Annotated in this window: 18 protein-coding genes; 9 read left to right on the top strand and 9 right to left on the bottom strand. The window is 63.2% G+C overall.

The genetic code is table 11. The features are described from left to right. Nucleotide 1 precedes the first annotated feature (1 nt). A complete protein-coding gene (locus ACN9MZ_RS01515) occupies nucleotides 2-1,384 on the top strand; it encodes a DUF1501 domain-containing protein (RefSeq protein WP_426340581.1) in 1,383 nt (460 codons plus the stop codon). A 24-nt stretch (nucleotides 1,385-1,408) separates the two neighbouring features. On the opposite strand, the gene ACN9MZ_RS01510 is transcribed toward ACN9MZ_RS01515, so the two are convergent. Further along, the gene (locus ACN9MZ_RS01510; RefSeq protein ID WP_426340580.1) at nucleotides 1,409-2,869 is read right to left on the bottom strand and encodes an efflux transporter outer membrane subunit; all 1,461 of its coding nucleotides are present in this window, start codon (nucleotides 2,867-2,869) and stop codon (nucleotides 1,409-1,411) included. 89 nt (nucleotides 2,870-2,958) lie between these two features. Between ACN9MZ_RS01510 and ACN9MZ_RS01505 the strand changes: the two genes are divergently transcribed. From ACN9MZ_RS01505 to ACN9MZ_RS01480, 6 genes are all read left to right on the top strand, one after another. Continuing rightward, on the top strand, nucleotides 2,959-3,576 hold the full coding sequence (locus ACN9MZ_RS01505) for a TetR/AcrR family transcriptional regulator (protein WP_426342984.1): 618 nt from the start codon (nucleotides 2,959-2,961) through the stop codon (nucleotides 3,574-3,576). 76 nt (nucleotides 3,577-3,652) lie between these two features. Continuing rightward, nucleotides 3,653-4,771 carry an efflux RND transporter periplasmic adaptor subunit gene (locus tag ACN9MZ_RS01500; RefSeq protein ID WP_426340579.1) on the top strand — a complete coding sequence of 373 codons (1,119 nt, stop codon included), beginning with the start codon at nucleotides 3,653-3,655 and terminating at the stop codon, nucleotides 4,769-4,771. Further along, nucleotides 4,768-7,884: an efflux RND transporter permease subunit gene (locus ACN9MZ_RS01495; RefSeq protein WP_426340578.1), complete on the top strand. Its 3,117-nt coding sequence runs from the start codon at nucleotides 4,768-4,770 to the stop codon at nucleotides 7,882-7,884. Before ACN9MZ_RS01500 ends, ACN9MZ_RS01495 begins: the two co-directional genes overlap by 4 nt. A gap of 22 nt (nucleotides 7,885-7,906) precedes the next feature. Then, on the top strand, nucleotides 7,907-9,229 hold the full coding sequence (locus ACN9MZ_RS01490; RefSeq protein WP_426340577.1) for an outer membrane protein transport protein: 1,323 nt from the start codon (nucleotides 7,907-7,909) through the stop codon (nucleotides 9,227-9,229). An 18-nt stretch (nucleotides 9,230-9,247) separates the two neighbouring features. Then, nucleotides 9,248-10,054 (top strand): oxidoreductase, encoded by an 807-nt coding sequence (locus tag ACN9MZ_RS01485; RefSeq protein ID WP_426340576.1) that lies wholly within the window; start codon nucleotides 9,248-9,250, stop codon nucleotides 10,052-10,054. 92 nt (nucleotides 10,055-10,146) lie between these two features. Beyond that, nucleotides 10,147-11,847: a vWA domain-containing protein gene (locus ACN9MZ_RS01480; protein ID WP_426340575.1), complete on the top strand. Its 1,701-nt coding sequence runs from the start codon at nucleotides 10,147-10,149 to the stop codon at nucleotides 11,845-11,847. Nucleotides 11,848-11,853: 6 nt separating this feature from the next. Here the strand turns inward: ACN9MZ_RS01480 and ACN9MZ_RS01475 are convergent, their stop codons facing one another. From ACN9MZ_RS01475 to ACN9MZ_RS01445, 7 genes are all read right to left on the bottom strand, one after another. Further along, nucleotides 11,854-13,272 (bottom strand): glycoside hydrolase family 19 protein, encoded by a 1,419-nt coding sequence (locus ACN9MZ_RS01475; RefSeq protein WP_426340574.1) that lies wholly within the window; start codon nucleotides 13,270-13,272, stop codon nucleotides 11,854-11,856. Between the two features lie 15 nt (nucleotides 13,273-13,287). Then, nucleotides 13,288-15,819 (bottom strand): chitinase C-terminal domain-containing protein, encoded by a 2,532-nt coding sequence (locus ACN9MZ_RS01470; RefSeq protein ID WP_426340573.1) that lies wholly within the window; start codon nucleotides 15,817-15,819, stop codon nucleotides 13,288-13,290. A 13-nt stretch (nucleotides 15,820-15,832) separates the two neighbouring features. Further along, nucleotides 15,833-16,849, bottom strand: a complete 1,017-nt coding sequence (locus ACN9MZ_RS01465) for a cupin-like domain-containing protein (protein ID WP_426340572.1) — start codon at nucleotides 16,847-16,849, stop codon at nucleotides 15,833-15,835. 62 nt (nucleotides 16,850-16,911) lie between these two features. Continuing rightward, a complete protein-coding gene (locus tag ACN9MZ_RS01460; protein WP_426340571.1) occupies nucleotides 16,912-18,780 on the bottom strand; it encodes a glycosyl hydrolase family 18 protein in 1,869 nt (622 codons plus the stop codon). Between the two features lie 228 nt (nucleotides 18,781-19,008). Beyond that, nucleotides 19,009-19,716: a substrate-binding periplasmic protein gene (locus tag ACN9MZ_RS01455; protein WP_426340570.1), complete on the bottom strand. Its 708-nt coding sequence runs from the start codon at nucleotides 19,714-19,716 to the stop codon at nucleotides 19,009-19,011. 40 nt (nucleotides 19,717-19,756) lie between these two features. Continuing rightward, nucleotides 19,757-20,110, bottom strand: a complete 354-nt coding sequence (locus ACN9MZ_RS01450; RefSeq protein WP_426340569.1) for a carboxymuconolactone decarboxylase family protein — start codon at nucleotides 20,108-20,110, stop codon at nucleotides 19,757-19,759. Between the two features lie 44 nt (nucleotides 20,111-20,154). Beyond that, nucleotides 20,155-20,682 (bottom strand): PadR family transcriptional regulator, encoded by a 528-nt coding sequence (locus ACN9MZ_RS01445; protein WP_426340568.1) that lies wholly within the window; start codon nucleotides 20,680-20,682, stop codon nucleotides 20,155-20,157. A 139-nt stretch (nucleotides 20,683-20,821) separates the two neighbouring features. Between ACN9MZ_RS01445 and ACN9MZ_RS01440 the strand changes: the two genes are divergently transcribed. Both ACN9MZ_RS01440 and ACN9MZ_RS01435 read left to right on the top strand, forming a co-directional pair. Continuing rightward, nucleotides 20,822-22,843 carry an FAD-dependent oxidoreductase gene (locus ACN9MZ_RS01440; RefSeq protein ID WP_426340567.1) on the top strand — a complete coding sequence of 674 codons (2,022 nt, stop codon included), beginning with the start codon at nucleotides 20,822-20,824 and terminating at the stop codon, nucleotides 22,841-22,843. Between the two features lie 11 nt (nucleotides 22,844-22,854). Beyond that, on the top strand, nucleotides 22,855-23,280 hold the full coding sequence (locus tag ACN9MZ_RS01435; RefSeq protein WP_426340566.1) for a nuclear transport factor 2 family protein: 426 nt from the start codon (nucleotides 22,855-22,857) through the stop codon (nucleotides 23,278-23,280). On the opposite strand, the gene ACN9MZ_RS01430 is transcribed toward ACN9MZ_RS01435, so the two are convergent. After that, the gene (locus tag ACN9MZ_RS01430; protein ID WP_426342983.1) at nucleotides 23,264-23,707 is read right to left on the bottom strand and encodes a MarR family winged helix-turn-helix transcriptional regulator; all 444 of its coding nucleotides are present in this window, start codon (nucleotides 23,705-23,707) and stop codon (nucleotides 23,264-23,266) included. The two genes, ACN9MZ_RS01435 and ACN9MZ_RS01430, sit on opposite strands and share 17 nt — an antisense overlap. Between the last annotated feature and the right edge of the window lie 45 nt (nucleotides 23,708-23,752).

Raw genomic sequence — 23,752 nt, 5'->3', positions numbered from 1 at the left:
CATGACTAATCAAGCTTCGCGCCGCGCCTTCCTCAAGCGCGCATCGGCACTCGGCGTAGCAGGCGTGGCGGCACCCTGGGCCATCAACCTGATGTCGATCGCCGAGGCGGCGGCCGCCACTGCCAGCGACTACAAGGCGCTGGTCTGCGTCTTCCTGTATGGCGGCAACGACTATGCGAACACCGTCATCCCCTACGACAGCACCAACTACGCGCTGTACCAGGGACTGCGCCCAACCATCGCCTATGCCCGCGACGCCCTGGCCGCGACCGCCCTCGCGCCATCCGTCCCGGTGCTCGATTCGACCGGTGCAGCACGCGAGTTCGCATTGGCGCCGGCGCTCGCGCCGCTGGTCCCGATTTTCAACAACGGCCAGCTTGGCGTCATGCTGAATGTCGGCCCGCTGGTCCAGCCGACCACGAAACTGCAATACCAGGCCAGGTCCGTGCCGCTGCCGCCGAAACTGTTCTCGCATAACGACCAGCAATCGATCTGGCAGTCGTCCGCGCCCGAAGGCTCGCGTACCGGCTGGGGCGGCCGCCTGGGCGACCTGTTCGAGTCGGGCAACGGCAATGCCACCTTCACTTGCGTCAACGTATCGGGGAACGCAGTCTACATGGCCGGCAAGACGGCCGTGCAGTACCAGGTGTCGGCCAACGGCTCGATGCAGTTCAACGGCCTGAAATCGCCGCTGTTTGGTTCGGCCACCGCGACCGAAGCCCTGCGCACCCTGATCACCCAGCCGCGCACGCACGCGCTGGAGAACGAATACAACCGCGTTACTCGCCGTTCGGTGGATGCCAACGCGGCGCTTACCTCGGCCCTGGCCACGGCGCCTGCACTGCAGACGGTATTCCCGGCATCGAATTCCCTGGGCGACCAGTTGAAGATGGTCGCGCGCATGATTTCCGCCAGCGGCAGCCTGGGTGCCAAGCGCCAGGTGTTCTTCGTCTCGATGGGCGGCTTCGACACCCACGACAACCTGGCCACTGTCCACCCGGGCCTGATGGCCAAGCTGGGCGATGCCATAGCTGCTTTCTACCAGGCGACGGTTGAACTGGGCGTGTCCGACAAGGTGACGACGTTTACCGCCTCCGACTTCGGCCGCACGCTGGTCGCCAACAACGACGGCTCCGACCACGGCTGGGGCAGCATGCACTTCATGATGGGCGGCGCCGTCAAGGGCAAGCGCTTCTACGGCACCGCGCCGGTCGTCGCCAACAATGGCCCCGACGACGTCGGCCAGGGCCGCCTGCTGCCAAGCACCTCGGTCGACCAGTATGCGGCCACCATGGGTAAATGGCTGGGCGCCAGCGACAGCGAGCTGCTCTCCCTGCTACCCAACCTGTCCAACTACAGCACGCGCGACCTTGGCTTCCTGTAAGGCAGCCAAGGGGGCTGGCGCTGGTTAGCGCATGGCCATTGCTGCGGCATCGGCAGCCTGCCAGCCGCCGCCGAGTGCCCGGAAGGCAGCGACTGCAGCGCGTGCCGATTCCATTTGCGCCTGCACCCGGGCATCGGAAGCGCGCAGCAGGTTTTCGTCCGCTTGCAGCACTTCGACCAGGCTGACGACACCCTTCTGGTAGGCTGCGAACGATGCTTCGCGCGCCCGGCCGAGCGAGCTGACGCCCTGCTCCAGCACAGCCGCCTGCTCTTCGCGTTTGACCAGCGCCGAGAACGCGTTCTCGACATCCTCGCTCGCATGCAGCGCCGCCAACCGGTAGGCGGCCAGCATTTCCGCCTCCTGCCCCTTGGCTTGCGCGATCTGTGCATCGACGCGGCCGAAATCGAACAGGCGCCAGCGCAGGCCGAGGATGCCGGCGGCCTGGTTGGCGCCGCTGGTAAACAGGTTGCCGCCGGAAACCGAGGTGGCGCTGCCAAGCAGGCCGCTCAGGGAAAACTTGGGGTAATACTCGGCAATGGCGACACCGATGCGGGCATTGGAAGCGGCTAGCCGGCGCTCTGCCACGATCAGGTCGGGACGGCGGCGCAGCAGTTCGCGCGGCGAGCCGCTGGCGGCAATCTGCGGAGCCAGCGGGATGGCGCTCGCTTCAGCCAGCTCGGCGTGATGGGTGCCGGGTGGCGTAGCAAGCATCACGTCCAGCGCATTCAGGGCAGTTTCCAGGCCCGACTCCAGCATCGGGATGGATGCCTTCACCTGGGCCAGCGCGCCTTCGGCCTGCCTTACTTGCAATTCCGCCGCCAGGCCCTTGTCATATAAGAGCTTGATGGTCGCCACAAGATCCTGCTGCGTCTTTACTTGCTTGCGGGCGATATCAAGGCGCGCCTGCAAGCCGCGCACGGTAATGTAGATGTCGGCCGTTTGAGCCGCCACCGCCAGCCGTGCCGCCGCCGCGCCGGCCTCCGAAGCCTGATATTCGGCCAGCGCCGCCTCGCGGCCCTGGCGCAAGCCGCCAAACAGGTCGAGTTCCCAATTCGCGCCGAGATTGACTTCATAGGAACTGCCATGGCGGTCAAAGCCGGGCGCCGAGTTGAGTATCTGCCCCTGCGGGGTTTCTACCGACTGGTAGGCCCGGGCGGCTTGCCCGCTGATGTTCCCGGAAGGCAGCAGGGCAGCATTGGCAGCGCCCAGGCCGGCGCGCGCTTGCACCACGCGCGCTGCCGCCTGCGCGAGATCGAGGTTCTGTTCCAGCGCGAGTGCTACGAAGTGGCTCAGTTGTGGATCGCCAAATCCGGTCCACCACTGGGTCAGGTCGGGGTTGGAGGCGGCCTGGCGCTGCTCGACAGCTGCCTGGCCGTGGAATTGTTTCGCCAAAACCGGTTCTGGCCGGGCGTAATCGGGCCCGACGGCGCAGCCCGTTGACAGCGTGGCAACGACCAGCGCCGCCAGGATTTGTTTATTTAACATCGGACATCCTTCGTCATGAGTTCATGGTGACCATAATACCAAACGGTCACAAGTTGTCCAATCTTTCTGTTTGGCTTAAACTTGAACGCATGAAAAATCCACTCACCTCTCCCGCCCCGGCCCGGGGCCCGGCCGATCATGAAGTGCGCAATCAGATCGTTGCCGCAGCCGTTGAGCATTTCAGCCACTACGGCTATGAAAAGACCACCGTGTCAGACCTCGCCAAGTCCATCGGTTTCTCCAAGGCGTATATCTACAAGTTCTTCGAGTCGAAGCAGGCCATCGGTGAAGTGATCTGCGCGAATTGCATGCAGCAGATCGAAACCGATGTCAGCGCGGCAATTGCCGAAGCCAGTTCTTCGCCTGAAAAGCTGCGCCGCATGTTCAAGGCCTTTACTGAAGCCAGCCTTCGCCTGCTGTTCAATGAGCGCAAGCTTTACGAAATTGCAGCAACAGCAGCAACGGATCGTTGGCAGGTCGTGCTCGCCTATGAGATGCGCATCCAGAAACTGCTGCGCGAGGTGCTGCAGGAGGGCCGCCAGTCGGGCGACTTCGAGCGCAAGACACCCCTGGACGAGACTGTGATGGCGATCTACCTGGTGATGCGCCCTTACCTCAACCCACTGCTGCTGCAACATAGCTTTGATTACACGGAAGATGCCCCGGCGCTTCTGTCCAGCCTGGTGCTTCGGAGCCTGTCGCCATAAAGTTGTTGTGACCATTGACTAAATTAGTCACAAGAACCATAATGAAAGTCCCGATCACTTTATCCATGGGACTTTCATGCGCCTGCTTCGCTCAACTCCGTCTGCAGTCTTCGCTGCCGTACTGCCGTTTGCGGTGGTGGCTTGCGGCGAAAAACATCCGGCCGATCCCCGTACCGAGGCGCCGCTGGTGCGCGCCGCGGTCGTACAGGGGGTAGCCCCCCTTTCCCGCTCCTACACCGGCGTTGTCGCCGCACGGGTGCAGAGCGACCTCGGCTTCCGCGTTCCCGGCAAGGTGCTGGAGCGCCTGGTCGACGTCGGGCAAAGCGTCAAGCGTGGCCAGCCGTTGATGCGCATTGATCCGGTCGACCTGAAACTCGCAGCCCATGCGCAACAGGAAGCCGTCGCCGCCGCCCGCGCCAGGGCAAAACAGGCGTCCGACGACGAAGCCCGCTACCGCGACCTGCGCCCAAGCGGCGCTGTCTCCGCTTCCGCCTACGACCAGGCCAAGGCCGCCGCCGATGCTGCCCGCGCCCAGCTCAGCGCAGCTGAAGCCCAGGCCGACGTCGCCCTGAACGCCAGCCGCTATACCGAGCTGGTGGCGGATGGCGACGGCGTCGTCATGGAAACGCTGGCCGAACCCGGCCAGGTAGTCAATGCCGGCCAGGTCGTAGTCCGCCTGGCCCATGCCGGCCGCCGCGAAGCGGTGATCCAGCTGCCGGAGACGGTGCGCCCTGCCGTTGGTTCCACCGCCCAGGCAACCCTGTTTGGCAAGGATGGCGTGCGCGTTCCCGCCAAGCTGCGGCAGTTGTCGGATGCAGCGGACCGGCTTACCCGTACCTTCGAAGCACGCTATGTGCTGGAAGGCGAACTGGCCAACGCTCCCTTGGGCAGCACGGTAACTATCCAGGTGGCCGACGGCCAGCCGGCCGCCCAGGGCGGGTTGCAGGTGCCGATCGGCGCCCTGTTCGATGCAGGCAAGGGGCCAGGGGTCTGGATCATCGACGGCAATCCGGCCAAGGTCTCCTGGCGCCCCGTCTCGGTGCAGCGACTCGAAGACGACCGCGCTAGCATCGACGGCCAGGTCAAGCAGGGCGACCGGATCGTCGCGCTCGGCGCGCACCTGCTGCGCGAAGGCGCCAACGTGCGGGTGGATGCCCAGGGTGCCGGCGCCGCAACTGAAGGAGCCCGTCCGTGAAACCGAGCCGCTTTAACCTGTCGGCCCTCGCGGTACGCGAGCGCTCCGTCTCCCTGTTCCTGATTTGCCTGATCTCGCTGGCAGGGGTGATCTCCTTCTTCAAACTGGGCCGCGCCGAAGACCCGGCGTTCACGGTCAAGGTGATGACCATCGTCACCGCCTGGCCCGGCGCCACCGCGCAGGAAATGCAGGACCAGGTGGCGGAAAAGATTGAAAAGCGCTTGCAGGAACTGCGCTGGTACGACCGCAGCGAAACTTATACCCGGCCCGGCCTGGCCTTCACCACCCTGACCCTGCTCGACAGCACTCCGCCGTCGGAAGTGAAAGAGGAGTTTTACCAGGCGCGCAAGAAGGTCGGCGACGAGGTCGGCAACCTGCCGCCTGGCGTGATCGGACCCATGGTCAATGACGAATACGCCGACGTCACCTTTGCCCTGTATGCGCTGAAGGCCAAGGGCGAGCAACAGCGCTTGCTGGTGCGCGACGCCGAATCTCTGCGCCAGCGCCTGTTGCACGTGCCTGGCGTGAAGAAGGTCAACATCGTCGGCGAGCAGCAGGAACGCATCTTTATCGAATTCTCCCATGAACGCCTGGCGACGCTCGGCATCGGCCCGCAGGAAGTATTCGCCGCGCTGAACAGCCAGAACGCATTGGCCGCTGCTGGCTCCGTGGAGACCAAGGGCCCGCAAGTGTTCATCCGCCTGGACGGCGCTTTCGACACGCTGCAGAAAATCCGCGAGACACCGGTGGTGGCCCAGGGCCGCGCGCTGAAGCTGTCCGACATCGCCAAGGTTGAACGCGGCTATGAAGACCCATCCACCTTCATGATCCGCAATGGCGGCGAGCCTGCGCTCCTGCTGGGCATTGTTATGCGCGATGGCTGGAACGGCCTGGACCTGGGCAAGTCGCTGGACAGCGAAGTGGGCGCCATCAACGCCAGCCTGCCGCTGGGCATGAGCCTGGCAAAGGTGACCGACCAGGCAGTCAACATCAGCTCCTCGGTCGACGAATTCATGCTCAAGTTCTTCGCCGCCCTGGTGGTGGTGATGCTGGTGAGCTTTATCAGCATGGGCTGGCGCGTCGGCGTGGTGGTTGCCGCTGCCGTTCCGCTGACGCTGGCCATCGTCTTTATCGTGATGGCGGCAACCGGCAAGAACTTCGACCGCATTACCCTGGGCTCGCTGATCCTGGCATTGGGCCTGCTGGTGGACGACGCCATTATCGCCATCGAAATGATGGTGGTGAAGATGGAAGAAGGCTACGACCGCATCGCCGCGTCGGCCTACGCGTGGAGCCATACGGCTGCGCCGATGCTGTCCGGCACCCTGGTGACGGCCGTCGGCTTCATGCCAAACGGTTTTGCCCGATCGAGCGCCGGCGAATACACCAGCAATATGTTCTGGATTGTCGGCATTGCCCTGATCGCATCCTGGGTGGTGGCGGTGGTGTTCACCCCGTATATGGGCGTCAAGCTGCTGCCCGATTTCAAAAAGGTCGATGGTGGCCACGAAGCCATCTACGACACCCCGCGCTATAACCGCTTCCGCGACCTGCTGGGACGCGTCATCGCCCGCAAGTGGCTGGTGGCCGGCTCGGTCGTGGGCCTGTTCGTGCTGTCAGTACTGGGCATGGCGGTAGTCAAGAAGCAGTTCTTCCCGATCTCGGACCGCCCGGAAGTACTGGTCGAGGTGCAAATGCCTTATGGTACGTCGATCAACCAGACCAGCGCCGCCACCGCGAAGGTCGAAGCCTGGCTGGCCGGGCAAAAGGAGGCAAAGATCGTCACCGCCTACATCGGCCAGGGCGCGCCGCGCTTCTACCTGGCCATGGGACCGGAATTGCCCGATCCGTCGTTTGCCAAGATCGTGGTCCGCACCGACAGCCAGGAAGAGCGGGATGCGTTGAAACAGCGCTTGCGCGAAGCAGTCGGCGGCGGCCTGGCATCGGAAGCACGCGTACGCGTCACCCAGCTGGTATTCGGCCCGTATTCGCCATTCCCGGTGGCCTACCGCGTCAGCGGTCCCGATCCGGAAAAGCTGCGCAGCATTGCGGCGGACGTACGCCAGCTCATGGAGAACAGCCCGATGATGCGGACCGTGAATGCCGACTGGGGCACCCGTGCACCTACGATGCATTTCACCTTGCAGCAAGACCGGCTGCAGGCAGTAGGCCTGTCCTCCAACGCGGTGGCGCAGCAACTGCAGTTCCTGCTGAATGGCGTACCGGTGACGGCAGTGCGTGAAGACATCCGCACCGTGCAAGTGGTGGCGCGTGCTGCTGGCGACATTCGCTTCGATCCAGCCCGGATCGGCGACTTTACGCTGGCCGGCGCCAACGGGCAGCGCATCCCTCTGTCGCAAGTGGGCAAGTTCGAAGTGCGGATGGAAGAACCCATCGAGCGTCGCCGCGACCGCATGCCGACCATCACCGTGCGCGGCGACATCGCCGATAACCTGCAGCCGCCGGACGTTTCGGCAGCCATCACCAAGCAACTGCAGCCAATGATCGCCAAGCTGCCGACTGGTTATGCCATCGAGGAAGCAGGCTCCATCGAGGAATCGGGCAAGGCGACCAAGGCCATGCTGCCGCTGTTCCCGATCATGCTGGCGATCACCCTGCTGATCATCATCTTCCAGGTGCGTTCGATTTCGGCAATGGTGATGGTGTTCCTGACCAGTCCCCTGGGCCTGATCGGCGTGGTGCCGACCCTGATCCTGTTCCGGCAGCCCTTCGGCATCAATGCCCTGGTCGGCCTGATCGCCCTTTCCGGCATCCTGATGCGCAACACCCTGATCCTGATCGGCCAGATCCACCATAACAAGGAAGCTGGCATGGAACCGTTCAAAGCGGTGGTCGAAGCGACCGTGCAACGCGCGCGCCCGGTCATCCTGACAGCGCTGGCAGCGATCTTCGCCTTCATGCCGCTGACCCATTCGGTGTTCTGGGGCACGCTGGCTTACACGCTGATCGGCGGCACCCTTGCCGGCACTGTCCTGACCCTGGTGTTCTTGCCTGCGATGTACTCGATCTGGTTCAAGATCCGGCCCGGCGACACACAGCCAGCGGTGCACGCGGGCGAAGCGGCGGGACCACAACTGATGACCGGTAGTTGAGTTCATAAAAGAGGAGAAGTTGATGTCGAGGCATAAGTATTCGAAGTCCCTGCTGGCTGCGGCAGCAGGCATGCTGCTGGCGGGCCAGAGTCACGGCGCCGCATTTGAACTCAAGGAGAAAAGCGCCAAGGCACAGGGCCGGGCAACCGCAGGTTCGATCAGTGCCCCGGGGGACGCATCGGCTATCGCAGAGAATCCCGCCACGATGCGCGGCCTGGATGGCAGGGTTTTCCAGGCCGACCTGACCACGGTCGACTACTCGGTCAAGTTCAACGGCGACGGCGAGGACGCGCTCGGCCGGCCTTTATCGGGCGGTAATGGCGGCGACGCGGGCGCGACCAAGCCGATTCCAGCCATGTACTTCCACACGCCATTGGGCGAGCGCGCCCACCTCGGCCTGTCGCTGACCGCGCCGTTCGGTTTCACCACCGACTATGACGCGCAATGGAAGGGCCGCTACCAGGGCCAGAAGACCGACCTGAAAGCGGTCAACCTCGGCCTCGCCCTGTCTTATGACCTGAATGAGCAGTTGTCGCTTGGCGGTTCGCTCTTCTTCGAGCGCGCGCAAGCGACGCTGACGTCCGCGCTCGACTTCGGCGCGATCATGGCTGCCGCACGCGTGCCGGGCTACGCGCCCACTAGCGCCGACGGGCGCATAGCACTCGACGGAAGCGACAATGCCATCGGCTTCACGTTAGGCGTGCTGTATAGCCCGACCAGGCAAACCCACATCGGCGCGGCCTACCGCTCCGGCGTCAACCACAAGCTGAACGATGCATCGATCACGTTCGACGTGCCGCAAGGGCCGAAGGCAATTCTCGCGGCGACGCGCCCCGGCTGGTTCACCGACACCAATGCCGCGACAGAACTGCGCATGCCTTCCTCGTGGACGATCAGCGTGACGCACCAGCTCAACGAACGCTGGGCCGTCATGGCCGACGTGCATCGTACCAAATGGAGCAGGTTCAAGGACGTCGTGCTGGACTTCGACTCGCCGCAGGCAACGCAGGCGATTCCCTTCGACTATCGCAACACCCTGTTCGGTGCGCTGGGCGCGGAATACACGCTCAATCCGGACCTGACCTTGCGCGCAGGCGTGGCTTACGACCAGACGCCGGTCCGCGCCGCATCCCGCGACGTTCGCGTGCCGGACGTCGATCGCAAGTGGCTATCCCTCGGCGCCACCTGGCGTCCCAGCCAGAGCGTCGAATGGAGCGCCGGCTACAGCCACCTGTTCCTCGACGATGCAGCTGTCGCCATGCGTTCGCCGACCGGCAGCACCTTGCATGGCAACTACAAGCTGGCGAGCGATATCTTCGCTGTCTCGCTGGCTTATCGCTTCTGACCCCCTGGAGAAAAAAACATGAAGGATTCGCCGATTGTATTGATTACCGGTGTCTCGTCCGGCATCGGTCGCGCCGCAGCGGAGAAGTTTGCCGCGCAGGGATGCCGCGTCTTTGGCACCGTGCGCAGCATCGCCAAAACGTCGCCCCTGTCGGGCGTTGAATTGCTTGAAATCGATATCCGCGATGACGCGTCCGTGGAACTTGGCGTCCAGGCGGTAATCGAGCGCGCGGGCCGCATTGATATCCTGGTCAACAACGCAGGCATGAATATGGTCGGCGCGGTGGAAGAAACATCGGTCACCGAGGCCGCCGCCCTGTTCGACACCAATGTGTTCGGCGTGCTGCGCATGGTACGTGCAGTGCTTCCGTATATGCGCAAGCAGCGCCGAGGGCGGATCGTGAATGTCAGCTCCGTGCTTGGCTTCCTCCCGGCGCCGTACATGGGCCTGTACTCGGCCTCGAAGCACGCGGTCGAGGGCCTGTCCGAAACACTTGACCATGAAGTGCGCCAGTTCGGCATCCGCGTCACCCTGGTCCAGCCGTCGTACACCAAGACCAACCTGGACGCCAACTCGCCGCAGGCCGCACTGCGGATCGGCGACTATGACCACGACCGCAATACCGCGGCCCGCTCGGTGGCGAACAGCATCAACAGCGCTCCCGGGCCCGACGGCGTGGCAAACACGATAGTCGAGGCGGCGCTCGGGACGTGGCGTATGCGCCGCACGCCAGCAGGACAAGCCTCGCTGTTGAGCAAATTGCGCCGCTTCATGCCGGCGGGCCCGGTTGATGCCAGCCTGCGCAAATCGCTGGGCTTGGCGTGACGCCCGCGTTGGCTACAAAATGTAACCTTGGTTGCGCAAGACGCTCCTTTTTGGGATGTTAGCAGGACAACAATTCCAAAAGGATGTCCACCATGAAAAAGACCAAGCTACTTGCCCCGGTCGTGGCAGTTGGCATGATTACGCTTGCAGCCTGCAGCACCCCGCAGCCTGACCAGGCCCCGCAAAAGGCCGCCGAAATGGCGATGCCTGCGCCGCCTGCCGTGCCACCGGCACCCGTTGCGCCGGCGGCAAGGGCCGAACTGCGAGGCTCTGTGAAGCCCGCCCCGGTGCTGGGCTATTCGCCGGGCTTGCCAGCGCCGATGCCGCACATCGCGCCCATGCCGCAATCGGCAGACAAATTCCCCGACAAGGACGGCAACAAGTCCGTGCTGGTGAGCGAACAGCCTGTCTCCACCTTCAGCGTGGACGTCGACACTGCCTCTTACGCCCTCGTCCGCCGCATGCTGTCCGATGGCCGCATGCCGCCACAGCAAGCCGTGCGCGTGGAAGAAATGGTCAACTACTTCCCGTACAACTACGCTACTCCCGTCAGTGCGAGCCAACCGTTCGCCGTAACGACGGAGGTCATGCCGAGCCCATGGCAGCAGGGGAACCAGCTTGTCCACATCGCGCTAAAAGGTTACGACATCAAGGCCGCCGCCCGCCCGCGCGCCAACGTTGTGCTGCTGGTGGACATTTCCGGCTCGATGGGGCCGCGTGACCGCCTGCCGCTGTTGCAGCAAGGCTTCCGCCTGTTCGCAGAGCAGTTGCGCGATGACGATATGGTCTCCATCGTCACCTATGCCAACGGCACCGCTGTCGCTCTTGAGCCAACCAGCGGCAAGGACAAGCAGAAGATCATCGACGTGATCAACAACCTGCACGCATCGGGCGGCACCGCCGGTGGCGATGGCCTGCAGCGCGCCTACGCCCAGGCCGAGCGCAACTTTGATCCGAAGGCGGTGAACCGCGTGATCCTGGCCACTGATGGCGACTTCAATATCGGCATCACCGATCCCAAACAGCTTGAGAAATTCATCGTCGACAAGCGCAAGTCCGGCGTCTACCTGTCGGTATTCGGTGTTGGCCTGGGTAACCTGAACGACGCCCTGATCCAGCGCCTGACACAGTCCGGCAACGGCAATGCCGCCTACATCGACACCCTGCTGGAAGCGCGCAAGGCGCTGGCACAGGAGCTGGGTTCGACCATGTTCCCGATCGCGAACGACGTGAAGGTGCAAGTCGAATTCAACCCGTCGCAAGTCGCGGCATACCGCCTGGTCGGCTACGAAACCCGCATGCTGAACCGGCAGGACTTCAAGGATGACAAGGTCGACGCCGGCGACATGGGCGCCGGCCACACCGTCACCGCCATCTACGAAATCACGCCAGCCGCCAACGCAGGCAAGCTGGTTGATCCGCTGCGTTACGAGCAGCCGGGCAAAAAGAAAGCCACCGAATCGGGCAAATCCGATGAGCTGTGCTTTGTGAAGGTGCGCTACAAGCTGCCAGGCCAGTCCGCCAGCAAGCAGGTCGAGCATGCGGTGCGTGCCGGCAGCGCACGCGATTCTCTCGACGCAGCATCGGACGACCAGCGCTTTGCCGTCGCCGTTGCAGCTTTCGCCCAGCGCCTGCGTGGGGAGCAGCAAGTGGCCGACTTCAGCTACGGCGATATCGCCAGGCTGGCGGAAGGCGCACGCGGCGCCGACCGTGAAGGCTATCGCGCCGAATTCGTGAAAATGGTACGAATGGCGGAAGCCCTCGGCACGGTCGGCCCTGCTGCGCAACGCTGATGCGCCTTAGTTGAGCGTGACGTTCCAGTTGCGCTCAACGCACTTCACGTAATTGCCGGCGATAAGGGCGTTGTAAGGCGTCTGGTAGTTCACCAACTGGCACTGGTAATCGCCGCCGCTGTTCCAGTTCTTCTCCCAGTAGATGTTGTAGGCGGCGGAACTGGAAGGGCCAAAGCGCTGCATCGTCGCGCACGATAACTGCTCGCCCGCCACATTCCAGCCAAGATCGGCCGCGAACTGCCGGTAATAATCGATGCGGTTCTGCGCCGCTGGCTTTTCGCTGCCGGTACCGCACTCCGCATTGATGATCATGATCGTGGTGGCGAAGTTGTTCCCCGCGCCGGCGGCAATGTCGCTGGCGTTGGGAACCCAGCTTCCGTCGATCACATGCAGCATCGACGGCTTGGGCGGTTGCGGGTAGACGAAGAAGAACGTGGCAGAGGCCAGGTTCAGCCAGGTCGACGCTACCTGGTCCGGATTCTTCAGCAGCACCGACTGGTCGCCGTTGAACATCACCTGCGAGAACGGCCCGTAGTTGTAGTTGTACGAGAGCTGCTTGGCGCCGCGTCCGAAGTACTTCTTGTAGCTGCCATCGGCGTTCTTCCCGCAAGTCCAGACCGTGTTGAAGACCGGATCCGCACATTCAGTGTTGTAGCCACAGCCTGGACCATCCTCAGTGCAGCCCAGCTCGCGCAAGTATTTCAGGCCCTGCCGCCACTGCGGCAGGGGCAGGCTGGCATTGTGTTCGCCGGTCTCCTGCGCAAAGTGGGCGAACATGGTCGCCAGCGAATGGCGGCAGATGTTGTCGGCATTGCGGCCGTCGGTATAGTCGCCGCACACCGCCGGGAACTTTGCCACCGCCTGCAGGAAGCGCCGGTACTCATAGCTCGCCTCACGCAAGGAGAAATAGTAGTCCCACTTCGCCGACGACAGCAAACGCTCAACGCGCTTCACATTGGCCGGGTTGCTGGCCGCTCCAGGCGCCACCGCTTCCACCGCCACGTTGTCGAGTGTCTGGATCGACGCCTTGACGCTGCGGAAGAAGTCATTGTCAGTCAGCGCCTGCTCGCGCGCTTCGGCCTGCGCCTTGGTCGGTACGCCGCCTGGTTGCGTCGGCGGGTCGCCAGGGTCGGTGGGCGGATCGGTCGCCTCCCCGATGTATTTCCATGGACCCCAGGTGTCGGCCTGGCTTGGCGTATTCCCCTGTGTCCACCACTTCGCTTCGAACTGCTTGCTTTGGTAAATGGCGCACATGCCCGCCGTGTACACCTGGCTGACGCTCCACGCCGGGCAGGAAGCGGTGGCGCTGGCCACTGCGCCCTGCGCCAGCGTACGCGCAGCGGCCGGAGTGTCGGCGCTGCCGCCCCCGCCGCAGGCTGAGAGCGACAGCGCCACGGCAAGTGCCGCGTAAGTGAGAGTTCTCATGTCAGGTTCCCTCGCTCATTGGAGTGCCACCGGCAGGTCCGGATACTCTTCGCTCAGCGCATAGCGCACGCCGTTCACCGTGATCGTGTAGGCGGAAGGTCCGCTGATCGGCAAGGTGTAGTTCAGCGTCAGCGAGACCGATGCGCCCGGCGCCAGCGACTGCCAGGCAGGTATCGTGAACTTGGCGCGGTTGAAGTTGGCCTTGAAGCCGCCGATATTATTCGGCCCGGTGTAGCCAGCCTTGATGACGGTCAGTCCGTAACCTGACTGGTCGCTCATATTGGCCGGCGCCGATACCGGATAATCGAACTCCACTACCGAACCGCCCGGAATCGTGGTGGCGGTGTTGTTCGTCACCGTCATCACAGGATTGATCGGGTAGTTGCTGTCGCCCAGCTTCCAGCCGCCAAGGGAGATGCTGACCTTCGCGCTGCTGGTCGGCATGGCCGTTTCGGCGCGCGTTGCGCCATATGGAGCGGCGGTTCGGAAGGCCGCAGCGATGTTGTTCGTGAGCGTGTAACCCATGAAGTATTCGCCTGCACCCCCGTTGCGCGCTGCGTTCCATGCGTAGTCGCCGGCCAGCTCCCAGATCATGATGCCGCCAATGCCGTTGTTCACCACGTAGCTGGTCTTGGCAGCGATGGATTGCGCCGTTTCGGTGGAAATGAAGACCTGGCGTGTTGCGTTCCACAGCCATGGTGCAGCCAATGTCGCGCTGTATTGCTGGCTGTAGGTGCCGGTGATCGTCTTTTCGGTTACGCCGTAGGCATCCAGGTAGGACGGCACGATGGCGTTTTGCAGATTGAGCGCATGCCATAGCGGGTTGCCGCCGCCCGGAACCGGCTTGCCGTTGGTGTCCAGGTCGTACCAGACGTTGTCGATGCCGGTTGCGCCTTTGCCGCAGGTTTTCACGCCGGCGCAGGCGACGGTGTCGGTGACCACCGGGCTGGTACCCCACAGGCCGTTGTTGCCGCCGCTGACTTCCTTCCAGCCGCGCGTGTAGTACGGCACGCCGATGTTGATGCGCCCCGCCTGCAATGCGCCGCGGTAGTAGCGGTACGCCCAGTCGACGTTCAGGTAGCCGATGCCGCCATACTGGTAAGCGTTGCCGGCCCTCAGTTCGCCGTCGTTGCCGTCATCGAACAGCGGAGCGTTGGGACCGACATACTGGTTCCATCCGCCGTGCAGGTCGTAGCTCATCAGGCTGGCGTAATCCAGGTACTTCAGGCCGGACAGGTTTTCCTCGCCGCGCAGCACCCACCCGGATGCGGAACCGGCAATCGTCAGCATGTAGTATTTGTTGTCTGCCGCCGCTGCTGCATCGAGCTTCTCACGCACGGTTTTCAGCAGCACGTTGTAGCTCTTCATCAGGCCTGACAGGCGTGGCTTGGAGATTGGGAAGTCGAGCGGGTTGCCTGCTTCGTTATTGGTGGTCGGGTGCTCGTAATCGATGTCCATCCCGTCGAAGAAGGTGTACTGGCGCAAGAAGGCGACCATCGAATCGGCCAGGGTGTTGATGCCTGCCGTGTTGATGCTGCCGTCCGAGTTGGTGGTGGCAGTGTAGAAGCCGCCGCTGCCTGCCCAGCCGCCGACGGACAGCATGATCTTCACGCCGGGGTATTTCTTCTTGTACTGCGCGAGCAGGTTGAAGTGGCCTTTGTATGGGAGGGATGGGTCCATCGCCGCAGCGGGGATGTTCGGCCAGGTGATGCCGGTTTCGGGGTTGTTTGCACCGCTGCCGATCTGCACCCTGTTGTCCGTTCCGACGCTGGCGAAGGCGTAGTTCACGTGGGTGATGTTTTGCCACGGGATGTCGTTGACCAGGTAGGACGGCTGGCCGTTGGCGCCGGTGCGCCAGCTGGTGAAGTAGCCGACGATGCGGCGATTCAGGCCGTTTGCCAGTTTTTCGCGGCCGTTGGCGTCGTAAACGCTGCAGTATGGGACGTTCGGCACCGGCGAGGTCAAGCCGTCAGGGCGGCATGCCACTGGCGTTGGAGTGGGCGTAGGCGTCGGAGTCGGAGTCGGGGTAGGCGTTGGCGTAGGGGTTGGAGTCGGGGTAGGCGTCGGCGTTGGCGTGGACGTCTGCAGCTCCCACGGGCCGTTCATTTCCGTGCCCGGTACATTGTTCTGCGTCCACCACTTTGCCTTGTAGACGGCGCCGTTATAAGTCGCACACATGCCGGCGGTATAGACCGCGCTCGCGCTCCATGCAGGGCAATCCGGCGTTGGAGTCGGCGTTGGCGTAGGGGTTGGAGTCGGGGTCGGTGTTGGCGTAGTCGCCTGCACTTCCCACGGCCCGTACTGTTCGGCGCCAGGGACATTATTCTGTGTCCACCACTTCGCCTTGTACACGGTGCCGTTGTAGGTCACGCACATGCCTGCGGTGTACACCGCGCTGGCGCTCCAGGCTGGGCAGGACTCAGAAACCGCAGCCGTCGCAAGTGTGCGGGCCGGCTGCGAGGCCTGGCCGCTGTCGGTTCCGCCGCCGCAACCGGCAATCGCGCTGCCGACCAGCGCCAGCATCAGGTAATTCGGTCGAAAATTCATGCTGTCTCCGTTATTAGAAATCGTGGTTTTGCGGATAACTGCTGTAGAAATCGTTATCCCAGCGGAAGTGCGTCGCCGAGATCGTGAGTGAGATATCGAGCCCCTGGACGAAATGCCACCAGCCGACCGGCAGGAACAGGATTTCGCCAGGCGCCAGTTCAACATCAAGGACTGGCACGCCGGCCATCGATGGGTAGCGCTGCAAGTCGATGTCGCGGCCATCGACGGGAGTAAAGCAATGGCGCTGATTCTGCAGCCTCGGCGTTTCGCAAGGCGCGATCAGACGCACGCGCTTGCGACCCATTACCTGGATCATGAAATTGTTGGTGAGGTCGTGGTGAAATGGCGTGATGGTGCCCGACGGTCCAAGCCAGAAGAATCCTTTGCGTTCGCCATCCAGGTATTCCGGCAGCAGCGGCATGTCCTGCCACAGCTCGTCCAGCGCCTGCCGGTTGCGGCCGTCGTTATTGGCAGTCATGTAGAAGTCGTTGGTGCTGCCGCTGCTGCGCACCCGTTCCACGTACTCACCGAACGGCATATGGCGCTTGTGCGCGATGCTGTTCATTTCATAATCGGCATCGGCATTGCGGCCGAACTGCACCTCTACTTCGCGCTCGCCGAACTGCGCGGCCAGCCAGTCCAGCGTCCACTTGCCACGCGCTGGCCAGTCGTCCAGCATGCCGGTGATGATCACAGGCCGGTTGCACAGGTAGTGCTCGTGCAGGAAAGCCTCGGTCGACAGGTGTTCGCGGCGTGGCACTTCCTGCGGCGCCATGCGGTTCAGGCGTGCCTGGATGCCGAGCAGCCAGTCGCGCTTCGCCAGCCGGTTATGCAGGCGCTGTACACCGTGCAGGTACGGACTGTTCATCGCAGCCGTGATTTCGGCTTGCGCGAGTTGGGGAGGAATGCCGGACTGGCCGAGGATGCCCGCCAGCGTCGCAGGAGAATGGCCCAGCATCAGGTTTTCGGCAATCCAGCGCCGCCATTCGTCGCTGATGCCAAGGGAATGCACCGTCGCACGACGTTTCATAAGCGTCTCCAAAAAGGGAAAAGCCGGCGGCGCTGGGCGCACCGCCGGCAAGGGATGGACGATTAACGTCCCTTCCAGACTTCGCCGGTCAGCGCACCGCTCGCATCGCCGTCCAGTTCCCACGAGAAGGCCCCGCGCAGGCCTTGGTCGCGGACGTATTGCATCTTGGTGCCGATCACGGTTGGGTCGTCATAGCTCCACCATTCGCCGGTGCTGGTGTACAGGTATAACTGCTTGGTCACCGGGTGGTACCAGCGCTGGCCGGTCTTGTTGCGCAAGACCTTGTAGTCATCGATGCCGCCCTCGTAGGTGCCGGCAGCACCGCCGCTGGCAGCCTGGTACAGGCCATTGGCATTCGGCCCTGCCGTGACGCCTTTCCAGCCGCGCCCGTAGAACGGAATCCCGAGCAGGATCTTGTTCTTCGGCATACCGGCTGCGGTCAGCGTGGAGATGGCATCGTTGGCGTTGTACTTGGCCAGGTTGCCGGTCGCCGGATCGGCCGGGTCGTGGTACAGCGGCGAATGGAAGTTGGTGCTTGATTCCCACGCGCCGTGGAAGTCGTAGGTCATCACGTTCACCCAGTCCATGTACTGCGCGTATTGGCCAGGTTCGGTGTTGGCGATCTTGTCGACGCCGGCCCCAATCGCTGCGGTCAGCGCATAGCGTTTGCCGTCGGTGGCGCCCTGCGCGTCAAGCTGCGCACGGAATTCCGCCATCAGCAACGTGAAGTTGTGCTTGTCGTTGATCGCGTCGTAGGTGTTGTACGGCTGGCCGCCGCCGCCCGGGTATTCCCAGTCGATGTCGATGCCGTCGAACACGCCCTTGGCCGCGCCCGGTCCGCCGCGCCCATCCTGGATTGGCAGGTCGCCGGCGATGAACATCTTCACGCAGGACTTGGCGAGCTGCTTGCGCAGTGCGTCGGTCTTGGCTGCGGCCGAGAAGAACTTCGACCACGACCATCCGCCCAGCGAGATGAAGACTTTCAGGTTCGGGTGCTGCTGCTTGAGCAGTTTCAGTTGCAGGAAGTTGCCGGAAAGCGGTGCGTCCCACGGCACGGACTGGCCGTTGACGGTGCGTTTCGGCTGGCGCTGGTAGTCGGCGTAGGAATCGCCGCCGGTGCCGGCATCCGGCGAAGTCGGGTTGTCGTTGCCCACTTCGGCCTTCGTGACCATATCGCACTCGTAGCCTCCGTTCTTCTGGTACACATTGCCGAAGGCGTAGTTGATGAAGGTGAGCTGGTCGGCCACGCTGGTCTGCACGCCGTTGACGGGCGTTTTCGTGGTGTGGATGTCCGCTACTTCGTAATCGCGGCCGTACACGCCCCACTGGGCGAAGTAGGAACCGATCTCGCGGCCGGTTGGAGTCGGCGTAGGCGTTGGTGTCGGAGTTGGTGTTGGTGTTGGTGTCGGCGTCGGCGTCGGCGTAGGTGTTGGGGTCGGAGTCGGCGTTGGCGTTGGCGTTGGCGTGGTCGACTGGAACTCCCAAGGTCCGTTCGGATCGGTGCCTGGCACATTATTCTGCGTCCACCACTTCGCCTTGTAGACCGAGCCGTTATAAGTGACGCACATGCCACCGGTATAGACCGCGCTGGCGCTCCACGCAGGACAATCCGGCGTTGGTGTCGGGGTTGGAGTAGGCGTTGGCGTCGGCGTTGTGGCCTGCGCTTCCCAAGGCCCGTACTGTTCGGCGCCCGGTACATTGTTTTGCGTCCACCACTTGGCTTTGTACACCGTGCCGTTGTAGGTAACGCACATGCCCGCGGTGTAGACCGCGCTGCTGCTCCACGCCGGACACGTTTCCGCCACAGTGGAGGTTGCGAGTGTGCGCGGCTGTTGTGGGGTCTGGCCGGTGTCGCTACCGCCACCGCAAGCAGCCAGCAGGCTGCTCGTCAAACCGGCGACCAGAAAACTTCTTGAAACCCTTTGTTCCATGCTCCCCCTCCTTCGGTTGTGGTTGTCGGGCTAGGATGGGATTGGGATAATTGGTAGTCAAGTGGTTTTAATTAGTGCTGCCAATATAAGACCAGTTGCAAAAATGCATGTACCCTCCAAGGGGGCGAAAAATGGTTGTTTGAGAATGAAAAGGAAGATGTCTCAAATGAGACATTCTGTTAACCGATGAATACCAGCATTCGGCTATTCGCCGAGTGGTATTACCGCTCAGTTGCCCGGGATGGACTTCTGGATGCGCTCGATGGTCCGATCGCCCTGCATTTGCCTCAGCACGCGCGTCAGCTCCGGTACCAACGCCGCGTGCTTCCTGTTCACGTAGTGATAGACCGGGAAGGAAGACAGCGGCGGCTCCAGCACGGTAATGCCTTCCAGTTTCTGGCTGCGCACCACAGCCATGCCCGACGCGCGATGACTCAGCACCAGGTCCGTGCGCCCCATCATCAGCTTTTCGAAAGCCTGGTGCATGGTCGGCACCGGCTCAACCTTCATGCCCCTGGTGTTCTCTTGCGCGATCTTGTTCCCGCGCACAAAGCCGAGCGTATAGGGGCGCAGGCTCTCCCACCCGTTGACCACGAATGAAGTACCGCGCGAAAAGATGACGAGCTCGAAGGTAAGCAGGGGAACGGGAACGATGACGAGGTTGGGATAATCGCGGTCCAGGCCAAGCTTGCGATAAAGCTCGCCATCCATCTTGCCGTCATTGGCGTATACCAGCGAGCGCTCGCCGGGCAACTGGTGCACCACCAGCGTGCGGCCAATGCGCCGGTAGGCTTCGCGCAGCACCAGTTCGGAAATGGTGGCGGCAGGGTCGTCACCCACCAGGGTGGAGACGTTCATCACCGGAAAAGCTTGCGCAGCTACCCAGGCCGGCAGCAGGCCAGACAGCGCAAAACCCAGCACGGCGCGACGACGCATTTCATCTCCAGGCAATCCCTTAGCTGGAGCATAACACTGCCTACACTTTTTGTAGTTCCGAAAACTCCTGGTAGGCCGCTACGGCATTTGCCGCATACATGGCCACCGGGCCGCCGCCCATATAGATCGCCACGCCCAGTGCTTCGTGCACCTCCTGGACGGTAGCGCCCAAGCGGGCCAGAGCCTTGGTATGGAAGCCGATGCAGCCGTCGCAGCGTGCGGCTACGCCAACCGCCAACGCGATCAGCTCCTTGGTCTTGGGATCAAGCGCACCGCCCGCCATGGCAGCCTTGCCCATGTCGCTGAAGCCTTTCATGACGTCCGGCTGGGTCTTGCGTAGTTGCGCCAGGTTGGCAGAGATGTCCTGGGTGAGGTCTTTGTATTCGGTGTTCATGCCCGGATGTTAGACGCCTGGCCTCACCGGGAAAATGATCCAGGTCAGCTTTCCAGGATACGCAAGGCCTCGCGCGCCATATTGATGGCCAGCTGCTCCTGCGCGATACCGCCCTTCAGCAGCACGTATTGCAGCTTCCGTTCGCGCGAATCGGACTCACTGGCAAAGTCCCGCTGCTCGAAGCTTTTGTACAGGGCCAGTTTCGCTTCATGCAGTGCCAGGTGGCGGCGCATTTCGTCGGCCAGCCCTGCCGGGCCGATCGCCGCCTCGGCGCGGATCCGCACCATGAGGGCGTCGCGTTGGGGGCGCGGATCTTCGGCCTCGGCAACCCAGCGCCGAAGCTCTGCAGTCCCGGCCGGCAGCACGCGGTAGGCGCGTTTGCGGCCCCGGCCCGTTTCGGCGGGCAGTGACTCGATCCAGCCGGCTTGCTCCAGGCGTGCCAGCTCGCGATAAATCTGCTGGTGGGTGGCGGCCCAGAAAAAGCCGATCGATTTGTCGAAGCGCCGGGCCAGTTCCGAGCCGGAACCGGCTCGCTCGGACAGGGAGGTCAACAGCGCGTGGGGCAAGGACATGGCAGGAAACAATGAAAAAGATGCCACCATCTTGCCTCAGCAGCGCGAGGCGGACAAGCCACATTGTCTCTGCAACTAGTTGCATAGACGCGGCAACCGGGCTATATTTATGCAACCAGTTGCATAAATGAGGACGCCAATGAACCGCTACCCACACCTGCTCGCCCCGCTCGACCTGGGCTTCACCACTCTGAAAAACCGCGTGATCATGGGCTCCATGCACGTCGGCCTGGAAGAGGAAGTCGACGGCTTTGAACGCATGGCCGCCTTCTACGCCGAGCGCGCACGCGGCGAAGTGGGCCTGATCGTCACCGGCGGCATTGCCCCGAACGAAGCGGGACGTCCATGGAAGGCCGGCGCCAAGCTGACCACCACCGAGGAAGTGGCGCAGCACCGCAAGGTGACCACCGCGGTGCATGCGGAAGGCGGCAAGATTGCCATGCAGATCCTGCACTTTGGCCGCTACGCCTACCACCCGAAACTGGTAGGCCCGAGCGCGATCAAGGCGCCGATCAACCAGTTCACCCCGCACGAACTCACCACCGAAGAAGTGGCCGCGACCATCGAGGATTACGCCCAGTGCGCCGTGCTGGCGCGCGAAGCCGGCTACGACGGCGTGGAAATCATGGGTTCCGAGGGCTACCTGATCAACGAATTCATCGCCGCCCGCACCAACCAGCGTACCGACGAATGGGGCGGCAGCTACGAAAACCGCATGCGCTTCCCGGTCGAAATCGTGCGCCGCGTGCGCGAATGCGTGGGCAAGGACTTCATCATCATCTATCGCCTGTCCATGCTCGACCTGGTGGAAGGCGGCTCCACCCTGGACGAAGTGGTGCAGCTGGCGCAGGCGGTGGAACAAGCTGGCGCCACCATCCTCAACACCGGCATCGGCTGGCACGAAGCACGCATCCCGACCATCGCCACCAAGGTGCCGCGTGCCGGCTTCGCCTGGGTAACCAAGAACCTGATGGGCAAGGTCGGCATCCCGCTGGTTGCCACCAACCGCATCAACACGCCGGAAGTGGCCGAGGGCATCCTGGCCGACGGCGCGGCGAACATGGTGTCGATGGCGCGCCCATTCCTGGCGGACGCCTTCTTCATGCAGAAAGCGCGCGAAGACCGTGGCGACGAGATCAACACCTGCATCGGCTGCAACCAGGCCTGCCTGGACCACACCTTCTCCGGCAAGATCACTTCCTGCCTGGTGAACCCGCGCGCCTGCCACGAAACCGAGCTGGTGATCGCTCCTGTGCAGCAGGCCAAGCGCATCGCCGTGGTCGGTGCCGGTCCTGCGGGCCTGAGCTTCGCCACCACCGCAGCCTCTCGCGGCCATGACGTGACCCTGTTCGACGCCGGCAGCGAAATCGGCGGCCAGTTCAACGTGGCGAAGAAGGTGCCTGGCAAGGAGGAATTCAATGAAACCTTGCGTTACTTCGGCCGCCAGATCGAGCTGACCGGCGTCAAGCTGCATCTGAATACCCGTGTCGACGCGGCCGGCCTGGCTGCGGGCGGCTTCGATGACGTGGTGCTGGCAACCGGCGTTACCCCGCGCACCCCGGCCATCGACGGCATCGACCATCCGAAGGCGCTGGGCTACCTGCAAGTGCTGCGCGATGGCGCCCCGGTCGGCAAGAACGTGGCCGTGATCGGTGCCGGCGGCATCGGCTTCGACGTGTCCGAATACCTGACCCACGAAGGCAGGAGCGCCAGCCTGGTGCCGGAAAAGTTCTACGCCGAGTGGGGCATCGACAATGGCTACAAGGATCGCGGCGGCCTGCGCGCCCCGGAAGTGGAAGCTTCGCCGCGCAAGGTTCACCTGCTGCAGCGCAAGACCAGCAAGGTTGGCGATGGCCTCGGCAAGACTACCGGCTGGATCCACCGCACTGGCCTGAAAGCCAAGCGCGTGAACATGCAGTCGGGCGTCAGCTATGACCGCATCGACGACGCTGGCCTGCACGTGACCGTCGAAGGCCAGCAGCACGTTCTGCCGGTGGATAATGTGATTGTTTGCGCCGGCCAGGAGCCGCTGCGCGAACTGCAGCAAGGCCTGCTCGACGCGGGCTGCAAAGTACACCTGATCGGCGGCGCCGACGTGGCCGCCGAACTGGATGCGAAACGCGCCATCAACCAAGGCACCCGACTGGCTGCCGCCATTTAAGGAGTAAGCCCATGCTGCTGCAACCGGCCGTTACGGAATCGCTCGAACGCTGGCACAAGATGATCGCCGGCGGTGATTTGTCCACCCTGCCCTCCATCGTCGATGCGGATGCGGTGTTCCGCTCGCCGATTGCAAACAAGCCTTACGCCAGCCGGGAGGCGGTGGTGCTGGTATTGAACACGGCTTACCAGGTGTTCGAGAACTTCGCCTATCACCGTCAGTTGGCGACCGACGATGGCCTGAGCGTGGTGCTGGAATTTAGCGCCAACGTCGGTGACAGGCAGCTCAAGGGCATCGACTTCATTCGTTTCAACGACTCGGGCAAGATCGTCGATTTCGAGGTGATGGTGCGCCCGCTGAGCGGCTTGCAGGCGCTGGGCGAGGCCATGGGCGCGCGCATCGGCGCCCAGGTCGGCGCCTTCAAGACTCCAGCATAGCGAGCAGCTTGCGCAGCTGCGCGTCCAGCGCGGCAGAGCCATCGACCCCGAACGGGGCCATGATGTTCTTCTCATTTTCCACGTGCGCCGCCACGGCGCGTTCGATCAGTTCCAGCCCGGCAGGGCTGAGCTGAACCAACAGGCTGCGCGCATCGGCCGGGTTTGCCGCACGGGTCACCCAGCCCTGCGCCTCCAGCCTTTGCAAGCGGTGGGTCATCGTCCCGGATGTCACCATGAGCTGCGAAAAAAGGGCGGTTGGCGCCAGTTGGTGAGGTGCGCCAGACCGGCGCAAGGTCGCCAGCACGTCAAATTCCCAGTTACTGAGCCCAAATTGCTCGAACGTCGCGTCGAGCCGGCGCCGCATCAGGGCTGCACAGCGGTTCAGGCGTCCGACCACGCCCATCGGTCCCACGTCCAGGGCGGGCATCTCGCGTGCCCATTGCTCCAGGATTAAATCCACTTTATCCACAGC

Origin of the sequence: Pseudoduganella sp. S-14 (assembly GCF_049913285.1) — a bacterium.
In the GTDB taxonomy this organism is placed as follows: Bacteria; Pseudomonadota; Gammaproteobacteria; order Burkholderiales; family Burkholderiaceae_D; genus Rugamonas.
The sequence above is the reverse complement of the archived record's forward strand: the minus strand, read 5'-3'. Positions and strand labels throughout refer to the sequence as shown.

What these genes read in the sequence shown, in the direction of transcription:
- ACN9MZ_RS01515 (WP_426340581.1), top strand. Translation starts at nt 2, where the DNA reads ATGACTAATCAAGCTTCGCGCCGCGCCTTCCTCAAGCGCGCATCGGCA.
- ACN9MZ_RS01510 (WP_426340580.1), bottom strand. Translation starts at nt 2,869, where the DNA reads ATGTTAAATAAACAAATCCTGGCGGCGCTGGTCGTTGCCACGCTGTCA.
- ACN9MZ_RS01505 (WP_426342984.1), top strand. Translation starts at nt 2,959, where the DNA reads ATGAAAAATCCACTCACCTCTCCCGCCCCGGCCCGGGGCCCGGCCGAT.
- ACN9MZ_RS01500 (WP_426340579.1), top strand. Translation starts at nt 3,653, where the DNA reads ATGCGCCTGCTTCGCTCAACTCCGTCTGCAGTCTTCGCTGCCGTACTG.
- ACN9MZ_RS01490 (WP_426340577.1), top strand. Translation starts at nt 7,907, where the DNA reads ATGTCGAGGCATAAGTATTCGAAGTCCCTGCTGGCTGCGGCAGCAGGC.
- ACN9MZ_RS01485 (WP_426340576.1), top strand. Translation starts at nt 9,248, where the DNA reads ATGAAGGATTCGCCGATTGTATTGATTACCGGTGTCTCGTCCGGCATC.
- ACN9MZ_RS01480 (WP_426340575.1), top strand. Translation starts at nt 10,147, where the DNA reads ATGAAAAAGACCAAGCTACTTGCCCCGGTCGTGGCAGTTGGCATGATT.
- ACN9MZ_RS01475 (WP_426340574.1), bottom strand. Translation starts at nt 13,272, where the DNA reads ATGAGAACTCTCACTTACGCGGCACTTGCCGTGGCGCTGTCGCTCTCA.
- ACN9MZ_RS01470 (WP_426340573.1), bottom strand. Translation starts at nt 15,819, where the DNA reads ATGAATTTTCGACCGAATTACCTGATGCTGGCGCTGGTCGGCAGCGCG.
- ACN9MZ_RS01465 (WP_426340572.1), bottom strand. Translation starts at nt 16,849, where the DNA reads ATGAAACGTCGTGCGACGGTGCATTCCCTTGGCATCAGCGACGAATGG.
- ACN9MZ_RS01460 (WP_426340571.1), bottom strand. Translation starts at nt 18,780, where the DNA reads ATGGAACAAAGGGTTTCAAGAAGTTTTCTGGTCGCCGGTTTGACGAGC.
- ACN9MZ_RS01455 (WP_426340570.1), bottom strand. Translation starts at nt 19,716, where the DNA reads ATGCGTCGTCGCGCCGTGCTGGGTTTTGCGCTGTCTGGCCTGCTGCCG.
- ACN9MZ_RS01450 (WP_426340569.1), bottom strand. Translation starts at nt 20,110, where the DNA reads ATGAACACCGAATACAAAGACCTCACCCAGGACATCTCTGCCAACCTG.
- ACN9MZ_RS01445 (WP_426340568.1), bottom strand. Translation starts at nt 20,682, where the DNA reads ATGTCCTTGCCCCACGCGCTGTTGACCTCCCTGTCCGAGCGAGCCGGT.
- ACN9MZ_RS01440 (WP_426340567.1), top strand. Translation starts at nt 20,822, where the DNA reads ATGAACCGCTACCCACACCTGCTCGCCCCGCTCGACCTGGGCTTCACC.
- ACN9MZ_RS01435 (WP_426340566.1), top strand. Translation starts at nt 22,855, where the DNA reads ATGCTGCTGCAACCGGCCGTTACGGAATCGCTCGAACGCTGGCACAAG.
- ACN9MZ_RS01430 (WP_426342983.1), bottom strand. Translation starts at nt 23,707, where the DNA reads ATGCCCGCCCTGGACGTGGGACCGATGGGCGTGGTCGGACGCCTGAAC.